General features: G+C 67.4%; 12 protein-coding genes. 5 read left to right on the top strand and 7 right to left on the bottom strand.

Annotated elements, in window-relative coordinates; translation table 11 throughout:
• Positions 1–150: 150 nt before the first annotated feature.
• Positions 151–741 carry an HdeD family acid-resistance protein gene (locus ACI2JO_RS02005; protein ID WP_404719081.1) on the bottom strand — a complete coding sequence of 197 codons (591 nt, stop codon included), beginning with the start codon at positions 739–741 and terminating at the stop codon, positions 151–153.
• Between the two features lie 103 nt (positions 742–844).
• Between ACI2JO_RS02005 and dnaE the strand changes: the two genes are divergently transcribed.
• Positions 845–4345, top strand: a complete 3501-nt coding sequence (gene dnaE / locus ACI2JO_RS02000; RefSeq protein WP_404719080.1) for a DNA polymerase III subunit alpha — start codon at positions 845–847, stop codon at positions 4343–4345.
• 6 nt (positions 4346–4351) lie between these two features.
• Here dnaE and ACI2JO_RS01995 read toward each other — a convergent pair whose 3' ends face one another.
• Positions 4352–4930: a TetR/AcrR family transcriptional regulator gene (locus tag ACI2JO_RS01995; protein WP_404719079.1), complete on the bottom strand. Its 579-nt coding sequence runs from the start codon at positions 4928–4930 to the stop codon at positions 4352–4354.
• Positions 4931–4992: 62 nt separating this feature from the next.
• Between ACI2JO_RS01995 and ACI2JO_RS01990 the strand changes: the two genes are divergently transcribed.
• Positions 4993–5448 carry a monooxygenase family protein gene (locus ACI2JO_RS01990; RefSeq protein ID WP_404719078.1) on the top strand — a complete coding sequence of 152 codons (456 nt, stop codon included), beginning with the start codon at positions 4993–4995 and terminating at the stop codon, positions 5446–5448.
• A gap of 42 nt (positions 5449–5490) precedes the next feature.
• Here ACI2JO_RS01990 and ACI2JO_RS01985 read toward each other — a convergent pair whose 3' ends face one another.
• On the bottom strand, positions 5491–6567 hold the full coding sequence (locus ACI2JO_RS01985; RefSeq protein ID WP_404719077.1) for a PA0069 family radical SAM protein: 1077 nt from the start codon (positions 6565–6567) through the stop codon (positions 5491–5493).
• 56 nt (positions 6568–6623) lie between these two features.
• Here ACI2JO_RS01985 and ACI2JO_RS01980 point away from each other — a divergent pair, with 56 nt between their 5' ends.
• Entirely contained in the window at positions 6624–6956 is a 333-nt protein-coding gene (locus ACI2JO_RS01980) for a VOC family protein (RefSeq protein ID WP_404719076.1), read from the top strand.
• 122 nt (positions 6957–7078) lie between these two features.
• Here the strand turns inward: ACI2JO_RS01980 and moaB are convergent, their stop codons facing one another.
• The 3 genes from moaB to ACI2JO_RS01965 form a co-directional block, all read right to left on the bottom strand.
• A complete protein-coding gene (gene moaB, locus ACI2JO_RS01975) occupies positions 7079–7606 on the bottom strand; it encodes a molybdenum cofactor biosynthesis protein B (RefSeq protein WP_404719075.1) in 528 nt (175 codons plus the stop codon).
• A 294-nt stretch (positions 7607–7900) separates the two neighbouring features.
• Positions 7901–9688, bottom strand: a complete 1788-nt coding sequence (locus ACI2JO_RS01970; protein WP_404720308.1) for a lytic transglycosylase domain-containing protein — start codon at positions 9686–9688, stop codon at positions 7901–7903.
• A 38-nt stretch (positions 9689–9726) separates the two neighbouring features.
• Complete coding sequence (locus tag ACI2JO_RS01965; protein WP_404719074.1) at positions 9727–10467, bottom strand: uracil-DNA glycosylase family protein; 741 nt, start codon at positions 10465–10467, stop codon at positions 9727–9729.
• 118 nt (positions 10468–10585) lie between these two features.
• Here ACI2JO_RS01965 and ACI2JO_RS01960 point away from each other — a divergent pair, with 118 nt between their 5' ends.
• Positions 10586–12244, top strand: a complete 1659-nt coding sequence (locus ACI2JO_RS01960) for a 4Fe-4S dicluster domain-containing protein (RefSeq protein WP_404719073.1) — start codon at positions 10586–10588, stop codon at positions 12242–12244.
• 61 nt (positions 12245–12305) lie between these two features.
• On the opposite strand, the gene ACI2JO_RS01955 is transcribed toward ACI2JO_RS01960, so the two are convergent.
• Complete coding sequence (locus ACI2JO_RS01955) at positions 12306–13001, bottom strand: FMN-dependent NADH-azoreductase (protein WP_404719072.1); 696 nt, start codon at positions 12999–13001, stop codon at positions 12306–12308.
• 78 nt (positions 13002–13079) lie between these two features.
• Here ACI2JO_RS01955 and ACI2JO_RS01950 point away from each other — a divergent pair, with 78 nt between their 5' ends.
• Positions 13080–14000, top strand: coding sequence for a LysR substrate-binding domain-containing protein (locus tag ACI2JO_RS01950; RefSeq protein WP_404719071.1), 921 nt, complete (start codon positions 13080–13082; stop codon positions 13998–14000).
• Positions 14001–14021 lie beyond the last annotated feature (21 nt).

Genomic DNA, 14021 nt, shown 5'->3' with positions numbered 1-14021 from the left:
ATGTTCGGTGATCGCGTGATGCTCGGCTGCATGTTCGGGCTGATCCTCGCGATCCTCGCCCTGCTGCTGGTGGCAATGGCGCTGGTGCATGTGGCGGCACGCTAACCAACCCTCCGTCGCTCCCGCCTGCGTGGGAGTGACGACGATGGCTCACCCCGGCATCGCGAACGCATTCGCGCCCTTGCGGTGATCGCTCGCCGCAGTGATCGCGGTCACGCCGCCAACCAGAAAGCTCACCCCGAGAATGAACCCCGGCAGCGTCAGCGCCGACCACGGCACCGTGGCGAGGATGAACCCGGCCAGCAGGATGTTCACCACGCCCAGCGCGATCATCAGTCCGCGCCGCCGCCGCATCCGGAAGCCGAGTACGACCTCCAGCATGCCGCGCACCAGCAGCCAGACCGTCACCATCAACGTCAGCGAAAGCGCGCCGGTCGCGGGCTCGAACACCATCACCGCGCCGACGATCACCGACAGCAGCCCGAACAGCACCGCATAGATGCGTCCCTCATGCCCCTGACCGAACAGCCCGGCGGCGATCGAGAACACGCCCGAGACGAACAGCAGCACGCCGATCACGACGGTCGCCGCATAGGTCGCCGCGAACGGCCAAACGAAAGCCGCCACACCGAGCAGCACCGACACCACGCCATAGGCCATGATCCAGCCCCATCCCGCGCCGGTCGCCGATGCGCCGGGAATGCCGAACCCGCGTTCCGATGAAGCTCCGAATTGTGCCATGTCGATCACTCCATTCCGGCTGGGCGAACGGGTCGGCGTGTTTGCGGTTCCGCGTGCGGCGGCGGGGATGGTCGAATCGGGTCGGCGCGCCTAGGTTGCCGCGATGCCGCATTCCGGGTTCGTGCCACTCCGCATTTTCTCCAGCTACACCATGCTCGACGGCGCGATCGAGCCGAAGGCGATCGCCAAGCGCGCGGCGAAGCTCGGCTTCCCCGCCGCCGCGTTGACCGATCGCAACGGTCTTTACGCCGCAATGGCGTTCTCCGACGCGGCGATGGGCGCGGGCGTGCAGCCGGTGATCGGCACGATGCTCGGCGTCGCGCGCCCGGACATGCCCGAGGGCGTCGCGATCGCAACCGACTGGATCGCGCTCTATGCGCAGGACGAAACCGGCTACGACAATCTCTGCGCGCTCGTCAGCCATGCGCATCTGGATCGTCCGCTCGAACTCGCGCCGCATGTCGCGTTCGACGTGCTGGAACGGCATTCCGCCGGGCTGATCGCGCTGACCGCGGGCGGCGAGGGCGGGGTCGCGCGGCTGTTCGCCGAGGACCAGCCCGATCGCGCCATGGCTTATGCCGACCGCCTGCATGCGATCTTCGGCGACCGGCTCTATATCGAGCTGTGCCGCCGCGACGATGCAATCGAGGACAAGGCCGAGCCGCTGCTGCTTGACCTCGCCTACGACCGCAACTGGCCGATCGTCGCCACCAATCCGTGCTGTTTCGAGGAAGCCGATTTCGGCGACGCGCATGATGCGATGCTGTGCATCGCCTCGTCGAGCTATGTCGAAAGCGAGGATCGCCCGCGCAGCTGCGGCCATGCGTGGATGAAGCCCGCCATCGAGATGGCGGCGCTGTTCGCCGATCTGCCCGAGGCGCTCGCGAACACGCTCGTCGTCGCGCAACGCTGCGCGGTGGCCGCGCCGAAGCGCAAGCCGATCCTCCCCAGCCTCGCCGGTGATCGCGAGGGCGAGGCGGCGATGCTCCGCAACGACGCCGCGGCGGGGCTGGAGGCGCGGCTCGACCGGATCGAGGAACTCGGCGCGCAACCTGCCGATGATCCGAACTGGCGCGAGACCTATCGCAAGCGGCTGGCGTTCGAGGTCGACGTCATCATCCAGATGGGCTTCCCCGGCTATTTCCTGATCGTCGCCGATTTCATCAAATGGGCAAAGGATCACGACATTCCGGTCGGGCCGGGGCGTGGCTCGGGTGCGGGCTCGGTCGTCGCGTGGGCGCTGACGATCACCGATCTCGATCCGATCAAGCTCGGGTTGCTGTTCGAGCGCTTCCTCAACCCGGAACGCGTGTCGATGCCCGACTTCGACATCGACTTCTGCGAAACCCGGCGTGGCGAGGTGATCCGCTACGTGCAGGAGAAATACGGCCGCGATCAGGTCGCGCAGATCATCACCTTCGGAAAGCTCAAGGCGCGCGCGGTGCTCAAGGACACCGGGCGCGTGCTTCAGATGAGCTATGGCCAGATCGACCGGCTCGCCAAGCTGGTGCCCAATCACCCGACCGACCCGTGGGATCTCAAGCGCGCGCTGAATGGCGTGCCGGAGATTGCGCGCGAATATTCCAACGACAATCAGGTCCGGCATCTCTGGGATCTCGCGACCAAGCTGGAGGGGCTGCCGCGCCACTCCTCTACCCACGCAGCGGGCGTGGTGATCGGCGACCGACCGCTCGCGCAGCTCGTCCCGCTTTATCGCGATCCGCGCTCGGACATGCCGGTCACGCAATTCGACATGAAATACGTCGAGGGCGCCGGGCTGGTGAAGTTCGACTTCCTCGGGCTCAAGACACTGTCGGTGCTCAAGAAGGCGGTCGAGCTGCTCAAGAAGCGCGACATCCACGTCGATCTCGACGCGCTGCAGTGGGATGACGAGGGCGTCTACAAATTGCTTCAGCGCGGCGACACGGTCGGCGTGTTCCAGCTCGAATCGGAGGGGATGCGCCGCACGCTGTCGGCGGTGCGCCCGACCAATTTCGGCGACATCGTCGCGCTCGTCTCGCTCTATCGCCCCGGCCCGATGGACAACATCCCGTCGTTCGGCCGGCGCAAGCAGGGGACGGAGGAGATCACCTATCCGCATCCCTTGCTGGAGCCGATCCTCGCCGAGACCTATGGCATCTTCGTCTATCAGGAACAGGTGATGCAGGCCGCGCAGGTGCTGGCGGGCTATTCGCTCGGCGGCGCGGACCTGTTGCGGCGCGCGATGGGCAAGAAGATCAAAGCGGAGATGGACGCGCAGCGCGCCACCTTCGTCACCGGTTGCGCCGAACACAACCAGATCCCCGCGCCCTATGCCAACCAGCTGTTCGACTTGATCGACAAGTTCGCCGGCTATGGCTTCAACAAGTCGCACGCCGCCGCCTATGCGCTGCTCGCCTACCAGACCGCATGGCTGAAGGCGCACCATCCGGCGGAATTCTTTGCCGCGTCGATGTGTTACGATCTGCACCTGACCGACAAGCTCGCGATCTTCGTCGACGACGCGCGGCGGCTCGGCATTCCGCTGCTCCCGCCGTGCATCAACGGCAGCGTCGCCGAGTTCGACGTCCAGCTGAACGACGAAGGCCAGCCGGCGGTGCGCTACGCGCTCGCCGCGCTCAAGTCGGTCGGCGAGGGCGCGATGGAGAAACTCTGCGAGGAGCGCACCACGTCTGGCCCGTTCAAAAGCCTCGACGATCTTGCCGCCCGCGTCGATCCACGCCTGCTCAACAAACGCCAGCTCGAAACGCTTGCCGCCGGGGGCGCGTTCGACGGGCTGGAGCCTAACCGCGCCGGCGTTCATGCCGTCGCCGAGACGGTGCTGGCGATCGCCGCGCGCACCCATGAGGGGCGGACCAGCGGGCAGGGGGGGCTGTTCGGCGACGATGCCGGCGCGGGCGACGCGATCAAGCTCCCCGCCAACGCGCGCTGGTCGCTCGCCGAGCGGATGGAGCAGGAGAAGGAGGCGTTTGGCTTCTATTTCTCCGCGCACCCGGTCGACCGCTATCGTCACCTCGCCAAAACGCATGGCGCGCGCAGCTATGTCGCGCTCGGCGACTTGCAGATCGCCGATGGCGCGCGGGTGATGGCGACGATGGCGGTGCTGGTCGAGGAGGCGCGCTGGCGCACTTCGGCGCGCGGCAAACGCTATATGATGGCGACGCTCTCCGACGCGACGGGTCAGTTCATGGCGACCTGCTTCGACGATGGCCCCGCCGCCGATCTGGAGGAGGCCGCCAAGAACGGCGGCTGCGGCCTGGCGACCGTCGAGCTGGACCGCCGCCCCGGCGAGGAAACCCCGCGCGTGACGGTCAAGTCGATCAAGCCGTTCGAGACGCTCGCCACTTCGACGCGCTTCGCACTGGAGGTGCATGTCGTCGATGCCAGCGCTGTGGCGGGGCTCGCCGCGCTGATCGGACCCTTGCGCGGGGCTCGCGGGAAAGTGACGCTCAAGGTGCCGATCGGCGAGGGCGAGATCGCGACCGTGATCCTCGACCGCGACTTCGCGCTCGACGCCGAACTGGCCGAGCGGATCGAGGCGCTGCCGGGCGTCACCAAGGTCGATTTCGAGGTCGAGGAAACCCGTCTGCGGTCGGTAGGTTAAGCGACCTCACCCTTCCTTTTCAGGGGAGGGGCCGGGGGTGGGGCAGTTCTGCGCCCCCGCCACAATCCCCGCGACATACGTCCGCAACACCGCGCGCACTTGCTCCGGTGCCAGCGGCACGCCGCCATCCAGCGCGAGCGTCGCCAGCCCGTGCACGATCGCCCAGCAGCCCAGCGCGGAAACCGGATCGTCTTCCCCCACCAGCGCCGCGACGCGGCCGGTGAGGATTGAAAAAGCCGGCGCGTCCGGCTGCTTGGGTGTCCCCGCCCCGCACGCAAACATCGCGCGGAACAGCGCCGGGTGCGCACAGGCGAAGGCGACATAGGCGCCCCCCTGCGCTACCAGTCGCTCGGCATCGCTCCCCTCGGCATCCGCCGCCGACAGCGCGTCGAGAAACATCGCAAACCCGCGTTCGGCGACCGCCGCCAGCAACGCCGCCTTGTCGGCGAAATGCCGGTACGGTGCCATCGCCGACACCCCCGCCGCGCGTGCGAGCGCCCTGATGCCCGGCTCCGCCTCGCCGGCTTCCAGCATCGCGATCGCATGGTCGAGCAACGTGTCGCGCAATCCCGCCGAAGGAACCATTGCCTGTTTACACCGTATACATGCGTGCCTAAGTGTACGGTGTAAGCACTGGAGCGACGAACATGCAAGCCACCGATGCCAGAAGGATGACCGTCGATCTCGCCGAATGGCCGGATCTGGTGGTGGTGATGCTCGGATTTCGGGTGGGCAGCCTGCGCGGCCTGCCGTCTTTCCTGCGCATCGGTCGCGGCCTGCGCGAGATTGCGCAATCGCCGCCCGATGGCCTGCTCGCCGCGCATCAATGCCTGCACGGCTGGAACCACGTCGGTATCCGCCAATATTGGCGCGACCTCGATGCGCTGGAGGCATTCACCCGCTCGATGCCGCACGCCGGCTGGTGGAAGGACTTCCTCGCCGATCGCCACGGCAACGGCTTCTGGCACGAGGCCTATGCCGCGCGCGGCGGGATGGAGGCGATCTACGTTGACATGCCGCACGCCCCGGGCCTCGGCGCCTTCGCCCCGGCGCTCCCCGCGCACGGACGGCTGATGTCGAGCAGGGTTCGGCTGGGGCGGTGAGGTATGGAGCGCTGACCTCACCTTGTTCAATGACGGGGCCTCCTAGAACAACTCCCCCTGCGCCCCCGCCGGCTTGCGAAACAGATCGCAGCGCAGGTCCAGCGAACGGCGCCGGTCCGGGAACCCCGCCTTGGTCCGCGCGATCCGGAAGCGCGTGCGCAGCAATTCCGCCCACGGCCCCTGACCCTTCATCCGCATCCCGAACCGCGGGTCATTGTCCTTGCCCCCACGCAGCGATTGCACGATCGCCATCACCTTGCCCGCGCGATCGGGATAATGTTCGTCGAGCCATGCGCGGAACAGCGGTGCGACTTCCCACGGTAGCCGCACCGGAATGTACGACACGCCCAGCGCCCCCGCCGCCGCCGCGCGCGCGACGATCGTCTCGACCTCACAGTCGGTGATCGCCGGGATCACCGGCGCCATGTTGACATAGGTCGGCACGCCCGCGTCGCTGAGCGTGCGCACCGCCGCCAGTCGCCGCTCGGGCGCGGTCGCGCGCGGCTCTAGCGTCATCGCGACGCGTGGATCGAGCGAGGTGACCGACATCGCCACCGCCACGAGTCCCCTGGCCGCCATCGGGGCGAGCAGGTCGAGGTCGCGCACTACCCGGTCTGACTTGGTGGTGATGACCAGCGGGTGGTCACATGCCGCCAATACCTCGATCAGCTCGCGCGTGATCCGCCACTCGCGCTCGATCGGCTGATAGGGATCGGTGTTCGTGCCCATCGCAATCGGTGCGCAGGCGTAGCCGGGCTTGCGCAATTCAGCGTGCAGCAGCGCGGCGGCATCGGGCTTGGCGAACAGCTTCGTCTCGAAATCGAGTCCCGGTGACAGGTCGTGAAACGCATGGCTCGGCCGCGCGAAGCAATAGATGCAGCCATGCTCGCAACCACGATAGGCGTTGATCGAGCGGTCGAACGGCACGTCGGGCGACTGGTTGCGCGAGATGATCGTGCGCGGATGCTCGACGGTGACGGTCGTGCGCACTGGCGGCGGCGCGCCGTCGATCGTCTCCCGCGCGTCTCGCCAGTCGTCATCCTCTTCCGCCTGCGGCAGATTGAAGCGCGCGCTCCGCGTGTTGAGGGTCGCGCCGCGGTGCGGCCGTGGATTCGCCATTGCGCAAGGCTATCGTGCGCCATAGAACACATCAAGAACAAACAGGGAGATGTGATGTGGCCCGCCTCTATTATCTCGAGCTGCCGACCCGCGACCGCGCGGCGTCCAAACGCTTTTACGCGCAGGCATTCAACTGGACCTTTACCGATTTCGGGCCGGATTATGCGGCGACGCTCAGTGGCGACACCGATGTCGGGCTTGACGCGGCGTCGGATCGTGTCGCCGCGCCAATGCCGGTGATCGAGGTCGAGGATCTGGAGGCGGCACAGGCTGCGGTGGAGGGGGCCGGCGGTACGATCACCGTGCCGATCTTCGCCTTCCCGGGCGGACGGCGCTTCCACTTCCGCGATGTCGACGGGCACGAACTGGCGGCGTCGCAATCGGGGTGAGTTGTTCGTGCTTGCGATCGCAGCGAAGCAATCCAGTGACGAACAAGGACGCCCTGGATTGTTTCGCGACGCTCGCAAGGACGCCCTGGATTGTTTCGCGACGCTCGCAAGGACGTCCGTTCCTACCGCTCCGTCAACCGCGGCATCAGCTCGACGAAATTGCAGGGCCGGTGGCGGCTATCCAGTTGCGTCGAGAGAATACCGTCCCACGCATCCCTCACCGCGCCGGTCGAGCCGGGCAGCGCGAATACATAGGTGCCGCGCGCCACGCACGCGCAGGCACGGCTCTGCACCGTCGAGGTGCCGATCGTCTGGAAGCTCAGCCAGCGGAAGAGTTCGCCAAAGCCGGGGATCATCTTGTCGGCGACGCGCTCGATCGCTTCGGGGGTCACGTCGCGCCCGGTCACGCCGGTGCCGCCGGTGGTGACGATGCAATCGACCTGCGGATCGTCGATCCAACGATGAAGCTGCGCGACGATCGCGTCGACATCGTCGCGCAGGATCGCGCGCTCGGCGAGCACATGGCCGGCATCGGACAGTCTCGCGACCAATGTGTCGCCCGAGCGATCCTCCGCCAGCCCGCGCGTGTCGGATACGGTCAGCACCGCGATGCGGACGGGCAGGAAGGCGCGGCTTTCGTCAATCGGCATGGCACCGGGGTAGCGGGGCGGGGCGGGGGCGTCCAGCGGCCGACCGGTCTTCTCCGGAACAACGTCAATTGGGGCGTCACCCCGGCGAAGGCCGGGGTCCAGTCGGGGGACGCTGATGATGCGCGTCACGCTTCGTTACGACGGCCTTCCCAACTGGGCCCCGGCCTTCGCCGGGGTGACGGCGGGAGTGGGGCAAGACGAGTTATTCCGGCGCGGGAGGAGCGTTCAGGACCCGCCTCTGCGTCGCCCCGAACTTGCACCGGCGCCGGGCTGACGGCCTCGACGTCCGCTCTCTCAGTTCGACTGGATCGGCGTCTGCACCCCGACGCTGGCGTTCACCGCCAGCGCGGTGTTCGGCGCGGGGTTCATCCGCACCGCGCTTGCCCCCGGCAGTCCGGGGAAGCGCGGCCACATGCCCTGCGCCAGCGCGGCGCGGCTCGGGCTCTTCGCCTTGCCGCCCTGCGCCTCGTACATCCAGTAATTGCGCAGCACCGTCACCACATAGCCGCGCGTTTCCCAATAGGGGATGCTCTCGATATAGAGCAGCGGATCGCCGTTATCGTGGACCAGCGCGTTCCACTCGCCGACCGGCTTCGGCCCGGCATTATAGGCCGCGATCACCTTGGGCAGCAGCCCGCCGGTCAGCCCCATGTCGCGCAACTTCTCGATATGCCGCTGACCGATATCGATATTGGTCGACGGTCGCGCCAGCGCATTCTGGTCGATCGTCAGCCCGCGCTCACGCATGTAATCGGTCGCGGCGGCGGGCATGATCTGCATGAGCCCGAACGCCCCGGCCGGACTGCGCACCTTGTTGCGGAACCCCGATTCCTGCAGCGTGTGCGCATAGACCAGCGCCTTGTCGATCCGCCATCCGGTGTCCGGCGTCCAGTTCGGCATCGGATAGCGCGTGTCGGCGGTCGCAACCGCACCCTGCGGCAGATTGTGCGCCAGCCAGACGGTGGTCGCGGGCAGGTTGAGCGACTCGCTGAAACGGACGAGACTGGTGAATTCAGCCGGCGTGCCGATCCGCGCCTGTTGCCGCACGACGCGGTCGGCATCGTCGCTCTCGCCGATCTCGGCCAGCGCCGCGGCGACGCGGATGTTCGGGCGTCGCTCCAGTCGCGTCCAGTCGGCCGAGACGCGCTGAGGTCGCACCGCCGGCATCCCGAGCCCCAGCGCCTGCCGTGCGAGCAGCCCATAGAAGGTTTCGCCATATTGCGCCGCGATCTTCAGCCGCGCCTCGACCTTGTCAGGCCGCCCGCATGCCATGTCGGCGCGCGCTGCCCAGAACAGCGCGGTGGCGCGCAGGTCGATGTCAGGGCTGCGCGCCGCGACATTCTCGAACTCGGTCTGCGTGGTGGCGCAATCCTGCTGCCGCCACGCCGCCAGCGCCTGCGTCCAGCGTCCGTGGATCGCCCAGTCGCCGCTGCCCAGCGCCGCCTTCGCACCCATCGTACGCGCCTGCGGATCGAGCCCTTGCAGAAAATAGATCCACGCGATCCGCGCCTGCCATTCGGTCTGCGCCTCGGGCGTCAGGCCGGCGGTGCTCTCCAGCAAGGCCTGCGCCTCGGCGCCGAGATCGGCCTTGACCAGCGGCTGCATCTTTATCGCCAGATCGGCGGCGATCTGGTCGCTGGCGGTCGCTTTCGCGCGGACGCGGATCGGCGCGCCGTCGTTCCAGATCAGCCGTTGCTGCTCGGGCAGGATCGGCAGGTCGCTCAGCCCGCGCGCCTTGGCCACGCGCAGCAGCGCATCGCCCTGCGGCAGTTCGGGCGCCTCGGCGAGCAGGCGTGCGACCGCCGCACCGTCCGCCTTGGGCGAGCCCTTGGCGGTGTACAGCTCGGCGCGCGCATAGGCGTGGAGCGGGCCGGTCGCCATCGCGTCGAGCGCCAGCTGCGCGTCGCTCCACCGCCCTTCGTGCAAGGCCGCGAACACCGCGCGATAGGCGCTGCGCTGCTCGGGGGTCAGCTGCGCCGGAATACCGGCATCCTCGCTGGCCGACGGCGGCGGGGCAGGGGGCGCGACGACCGGCAACCCGCCGCCGACCGGCGCGGCCTGCGCCGGCGCGACCAGCGCCATCGCGGTGGCGACCATCAGCCCGGAGGCAAAGGCAATTTTCACGTTTCGACCTCCCCGGTCAGCAACAACAGGTCCTTCCACGCTTCCGCCTTGGCCGTGGGCCGATCGAGCAGGAAGCGCGGGTGATGGCTCGCCACGACCTGTGTGATCGTGCCATTCTTATGGTTAAGTGTATGAAAACGCCCGCGCGCATCCGCGACATTCATCGTCAGGATCGCACGGCTGGCCGCATCGCCCATCACCAGCAGCCGTTTCGGCGCAGCGAGCCCGACATGATGCCGCGCGATCTCGCCCAGCCGCGCCTCGATATCGCGCGGCACGCGCCCGGTCGTCGGCCGCCGTACGCACACCGAGGCGAGCGCGACATCGGCGCGCGACCGCCCGATCGCGGCGAGCATCCGGTCGAACAATCGCCCGACCTCGCCCTCCATCAGCAGCTCGCGGTCATCGCGCTCGGGGCAGTCGACGAACACCATCAGCTCGGCGTCCGCCGGCCCGCTCGCCGCGATCGCACCGCCGCCCCAGCGCGCCTCGGGCGCGGCCTCGCCGATGCGCCACGTCGCGAACGTCGCCGCATCCTCGGGCAGCGCATCGCCGGCCGGGGCCGCGACCGTGGCCGCGACCGGGCGCGCCGCCTGTCGTGCCGCGAGCTGCTGCGCGGCGCTGTCGAGCCATGCGAACCCCTCGTCGCCGACCACCACGTCGACCCCGGCATCGTGCCACCAGTCGAGCGCGCTGGCCGCCGCCTTCGTCCAGTCGAGATTCTGATCGGCCCCCATGCCGCCATAGGATGGAGAGTTGACGCGAAGGTCAACTTACTGGCACCGCCGATGCCGATAGAACGTTGGCACGATACGACGAGCGCCCGGTGCGGGTGCGCGCGCAGGAGAAGACGAAGTGAGCGACCGCGAATCCATGCCCTATGACGTGGTGATCGTCGGTGCCGGGCCGGCCGGGCTGTCGGCGGCGATCCGCCTCAAGCAACTCGCCGCCGAACGCGAGGCCGACATTTCGGTCTGCGTGCTCGAAAAGGGCTCGGAGGTCGGCGCGCACATCCTGTCGGGCGCGGTGATCGATCCGCAATCGCTCGACGAATTGCTCCCGACGTGGCGCGAGGATGGCTGCCCGCTCGCCGAGGTGCCGGTGACGCAGAACCATCACTGGGTGCTGACCAAATCGGGCAAGTTCAACCTGCCTCACCTGTGGACCCCGCCGTTCCTCCACAACAAGGGCACCTACACCGGCTCGCTCGGCAATCTGTGTCGCTGGCTGGCGGGCAAGGCCGAGGAGCTGGGCGTCGAAATCTTCCCCGGCTTCGCCGCCGCCGAGATTCTGTTCAGCGAGGACGGCAGCGTGAAGGGCGTTGCGACCGGCGACATGGGCGTCGCACGCGACGGCACGCACAAGGGCGACTATCAGCCCGGCCTCGAACTCCACGCCAAATACACCTTCTTCTCCGAGGGCTGCCGCGGGCATCTCTCCAAGGAGCTGATGCGGATCTTCGACCTGCGCCGCGACTGCGATCCGCAGGTCTACGGCCTCGGAGTCAAGGAATTGTGGGACATCGACCCCGCGCTCCATGAACCGGGCAAGGTCGTCCATACGCAGGGCTGGCCGCTCAGCGAGCATGGCGGCAATGGCGGCGGCTGGATCTATCATCAGGCCGGCGGGCAGGTGTCGATCGGCTTCGTGACGTGGCTCAACTATTCCAACCCCTATGTCTCCCCGTTCCAGGAAATGCAGAAGTGGAAGACCCACCCGCAGGTCGCCGCGCTGCTCAAGGGCGGCAAGCGCGTCAGCTATGGCGCGCGGGCGATCAATGACGGCGGGTTGCAGTCGATCCCGAAGCTGGTCTTTCCGGGCGGCGCGCTGATCGGCGACAGCGCCGGCTTCCTCAACGTGCCGCGGATCAAGGGCACGCACACCGCGATGAAGAGCGCGATGCTCGCCGCCGAGGCCGCGGTCGACGCGATCCTGTCGCAGCGCGGCGGCGACGAGCTGGCCGCATATCCGGAAGCGTTCGAGCGCAGCTGGGTGAAGAAGGAGCTGTCGATCGTTCGCAATGTCGTGCCGCTGGTCAAGAAGTTCGGCGACTTCCTTGGCTCGGGACTGGCGGGCGTGACGATGTGGGCGGAATATCTCGGGCTGAAGATGCCGTTCACGCTGCACCACCACCCCGATCACGAGACGCTGTGGCGCAAGGATCTGGTGAAGAAGATCGCCTATCCCAAGGCGGACGGCGTACTGACCTTCGATCGCCTGTCGTCGGTGTTCCTGTCGAACACCAATCACGAGGAGGATCAGCCGGTCCATCTGACGCTCAAGGACCCCGACGTCCCCGTCGCCTACAACCTCCCGCTCTACGACGAGCCCGCCCAGCGTTATTGCCCGGCGGGCGTGTACGAGATCGTCGGCGAGGAAACCGGCGACCCGAAGTTCGTCATCAACGCGCAGAATTGCGTCCACTGCAAGACCTGCGACATCAAGGATCCGACGCAGAACATCAACTGGGTCGTGCCGGAGGGCGGCGGCGGGCCGAACTATCCGAACATGTGAGGCTGTCGTGCCGTCGCCCCGGACCCGATTCCGGGGCGCACACGCTCGTAGGCCGTTCCGATCATTGATAATCCGAGGCCAGCGTATCGACCAGCTCATCCGTCGCCCGCTCGGCCGCAGCGATCGACGCCGCTAGCCTTTCGTCCGCGAACTCGTCGTATTCGATCGCGACCGAATGGCTGTCGCTCAGCCCGATATAGCCGAGCGGAACGCGTAGGCCGGCCTCGACGAGGTTCATCGTCGCCAGCCGCCCGCCCGGATCATAGCCGTAATCACCGCGCGCAGAGAGGATGACCAGCCGTTTGCCTTGCGGCAGCATCGGCCAATAGGGCTCGCCATCGCGCGACCGATCGAACCCGAAAGTGACGCCGACCCGCACGATATTGTCGATCCAGGCCTTCAGCTGCGACGGCAGGCCGAAATTGTACATCGGGGCGCCAATTACCAGCAGATCGGCTGCGAGCAATTCGGCCGTAAGCTGGTCGCTTTCCGAAAGGCGCGCCGATTGTGCGGTGGAGCGGCGCTCCGGCGGCGTGAAGGCGGCATCTATCCAGCCCGCGTCGATCGGCGTTGGAGGCATCGTCGCGACATCGCGGCGCACCACCACGTCGCGTGGTCGCTTGAAGGTCCAGCGCGTGACGAAGCGATGCGAAAGGCGCCGGCTGTGCGATCCATGCGCCTCGTCACCGGAACATCCGAACCGGGCGCTGGAGTCGATATGCAGCAGGCGAAGGGGATCGGAGGAGGATCGGGGCATGGTGGAATTGACCTCATTTGTCATGCAGCCCGTATGGGCTTGTGTTGAGAGCCGTGACGAACGATCCTTTCTCGTCCGATGGCTGAATCTGATTCATCTGGCGGCGTTCCCCGTCGCCTCCCGCCGTTTACGGCGCTGCGCGCGTTCGAATGCGCCGCCCGTCGCCTGAGCTTCCAAAAGGCGGCCGATGAGCTGGGCGTGACGCCTACAGCGATCAGCCACCAGGTCCGTTTGCTGGAGAATGTCCTCGGGCAGCCGCTGTTCGTCCGTCATGTCCGCCGGGTCGCGCTGACGGCGGCCGGAAAGTCGCTGTTTCCCGTTTTGCGTGACGGGTTCGATTCCTTCGCGGCAGCGATCGCGCACCTTCGACCGCTGCATTCCCGTCCCCGCGTCGTGCTGTCGGCAACGCGGCTGTTCACCGCGCGACGTCTCGTGCCGGCACTCGGTGCCTTTGCGGCGGCGCATCCCGGCATCGACCTGCACCTCCACGCCAGCGATTCGGTAGTGGATCTGCTTGCCGGCGATGCGGATATCGCCGTCCGGTATGGAGATGGTCCGTTTGCCGGCCTCGTGGCCGAGCGGTTGGTGCCGGAACGTGTCGGCGTGCTTGCCAGCCCTACCCTTGGGGTCAGGCAACACGCTGACCTGTTCCATGTTCCGCTGCTGCATTCCGATTGGACCGGGCCGATGGAGGCGCCGGATTGGGCGAGCTGGGCGCGGCAGGCAGGCTTATCCGGCTTGCCCGTCACGACGGGTGTCCGGCTGACGGACGACAGCCACGCGCTACAGGCGGCGATCGCCGGACATGGTGCGGTGGTGAGCAGCCTGGTCCTTGCCGCGCCCGAGATACGGTCGCGCTTGCTCGTAAACCCATTCGGCCCGGTGATTGAAGGCGGACATTATCATATCGTCGCGACCGGGAAGACAATCCTGCGAGCCGAAGTGTCGCAGGTTCGCGATTGGCTTCGCACCTTGCGGTGTCGCGACGATCTCGATTGAGCCACCGTTGAGGAGCGCGGT

Origin of the sequence: Sphingomonas sp. NPDC079357 (assembly GCF_044901155.1) — a bacterium.
Taxonomy (GTDB): Bacteria; Pseudomonadota; Alphaproteobacteria; order Sphingomonadales; family Sphingomonadaceae; genus Sphingomonas.
Note: the sequence above shows the minus strand (reverse complement) of the source record. Positions and strands in the feature narration are given on the sequence as shown.

Excerpts from the sequence above, each read along its gene's own strand:
- ACI2JO_RS02005 (WP_404719081.1), bottom strand. The coding sequence starts at position 741 with ATGGCACAATTCGGAGCTTCATCGGAACGCGGGTTCGGCATTCCCGGC.
- dnaE (WP_404719080.1), top strand. The coding sequence starts at position 845 with ATGCCGCATTCCGGGTTCGTGCCACTCCGCATTTTCTCCAGCTACACC.
- ACI2JO_RS01995 (WP_404719079.1), bottom strand. The coding sequence starts at position 4,930 with ATGGTTCCTTCGGCGGGATTGCGCGACACGTTGCTCGACCATGCGATC.
- ACI2JO_RS01990 (WP_404719078.1), top strand. The coding sequence starts at position 4,993 with ATGCAAGCCACCGATGCCAGAAGGATGACCGTCGATCTCGCCGAATGG.
- ACI2JO_RS01985 (WP_404719077.1), bottom strand. The coding sequence starts at position 6,567 with ATGGCGAATCCACGGCCGCACCGCGGCGCGACCCTCAACACGCGGAGC.
- moaB (WP_404719075.1), bottom strand. The coding sequence starts at position 7,606 with ATGCCGATTGACGAAAGCCGCGCCTTCCTGCCCGTCCGCATCGCGGTG.
- ACI2JO_RS01970 (WP_404720308.1), bottom strand. The coding sequence starts at position 9,688 with ATGGCGCTGGTCGCGCCGGCGCAGGCCGCGCCGGTCGGCGGCGGGTTG.
- ACI2JO_RS01965 (WP_404719074.1), bottom strand. The coding sequence starts at position 10,467 with ATGGGGGCCGATCAGAATCTCGACTGGACGAAGGCGGCGGCCAGCGCG.
- ACI2JO_RS01955 (WP_404719072.1), bottom strand. The coding sequence starts at position 13,001 with ATGCCCCGATCCTCCTCCGATCCCCTTCGCCTGCTGCATATCGACTCC.
- ACI2JO_RS01950 (WP_404719071.1), top strand. The coding sequence starts at position 13,080 with ATGGCTGAATCTGATTCATCTGGCGGCGTTCCCCGTCGCCTCCCGCCG.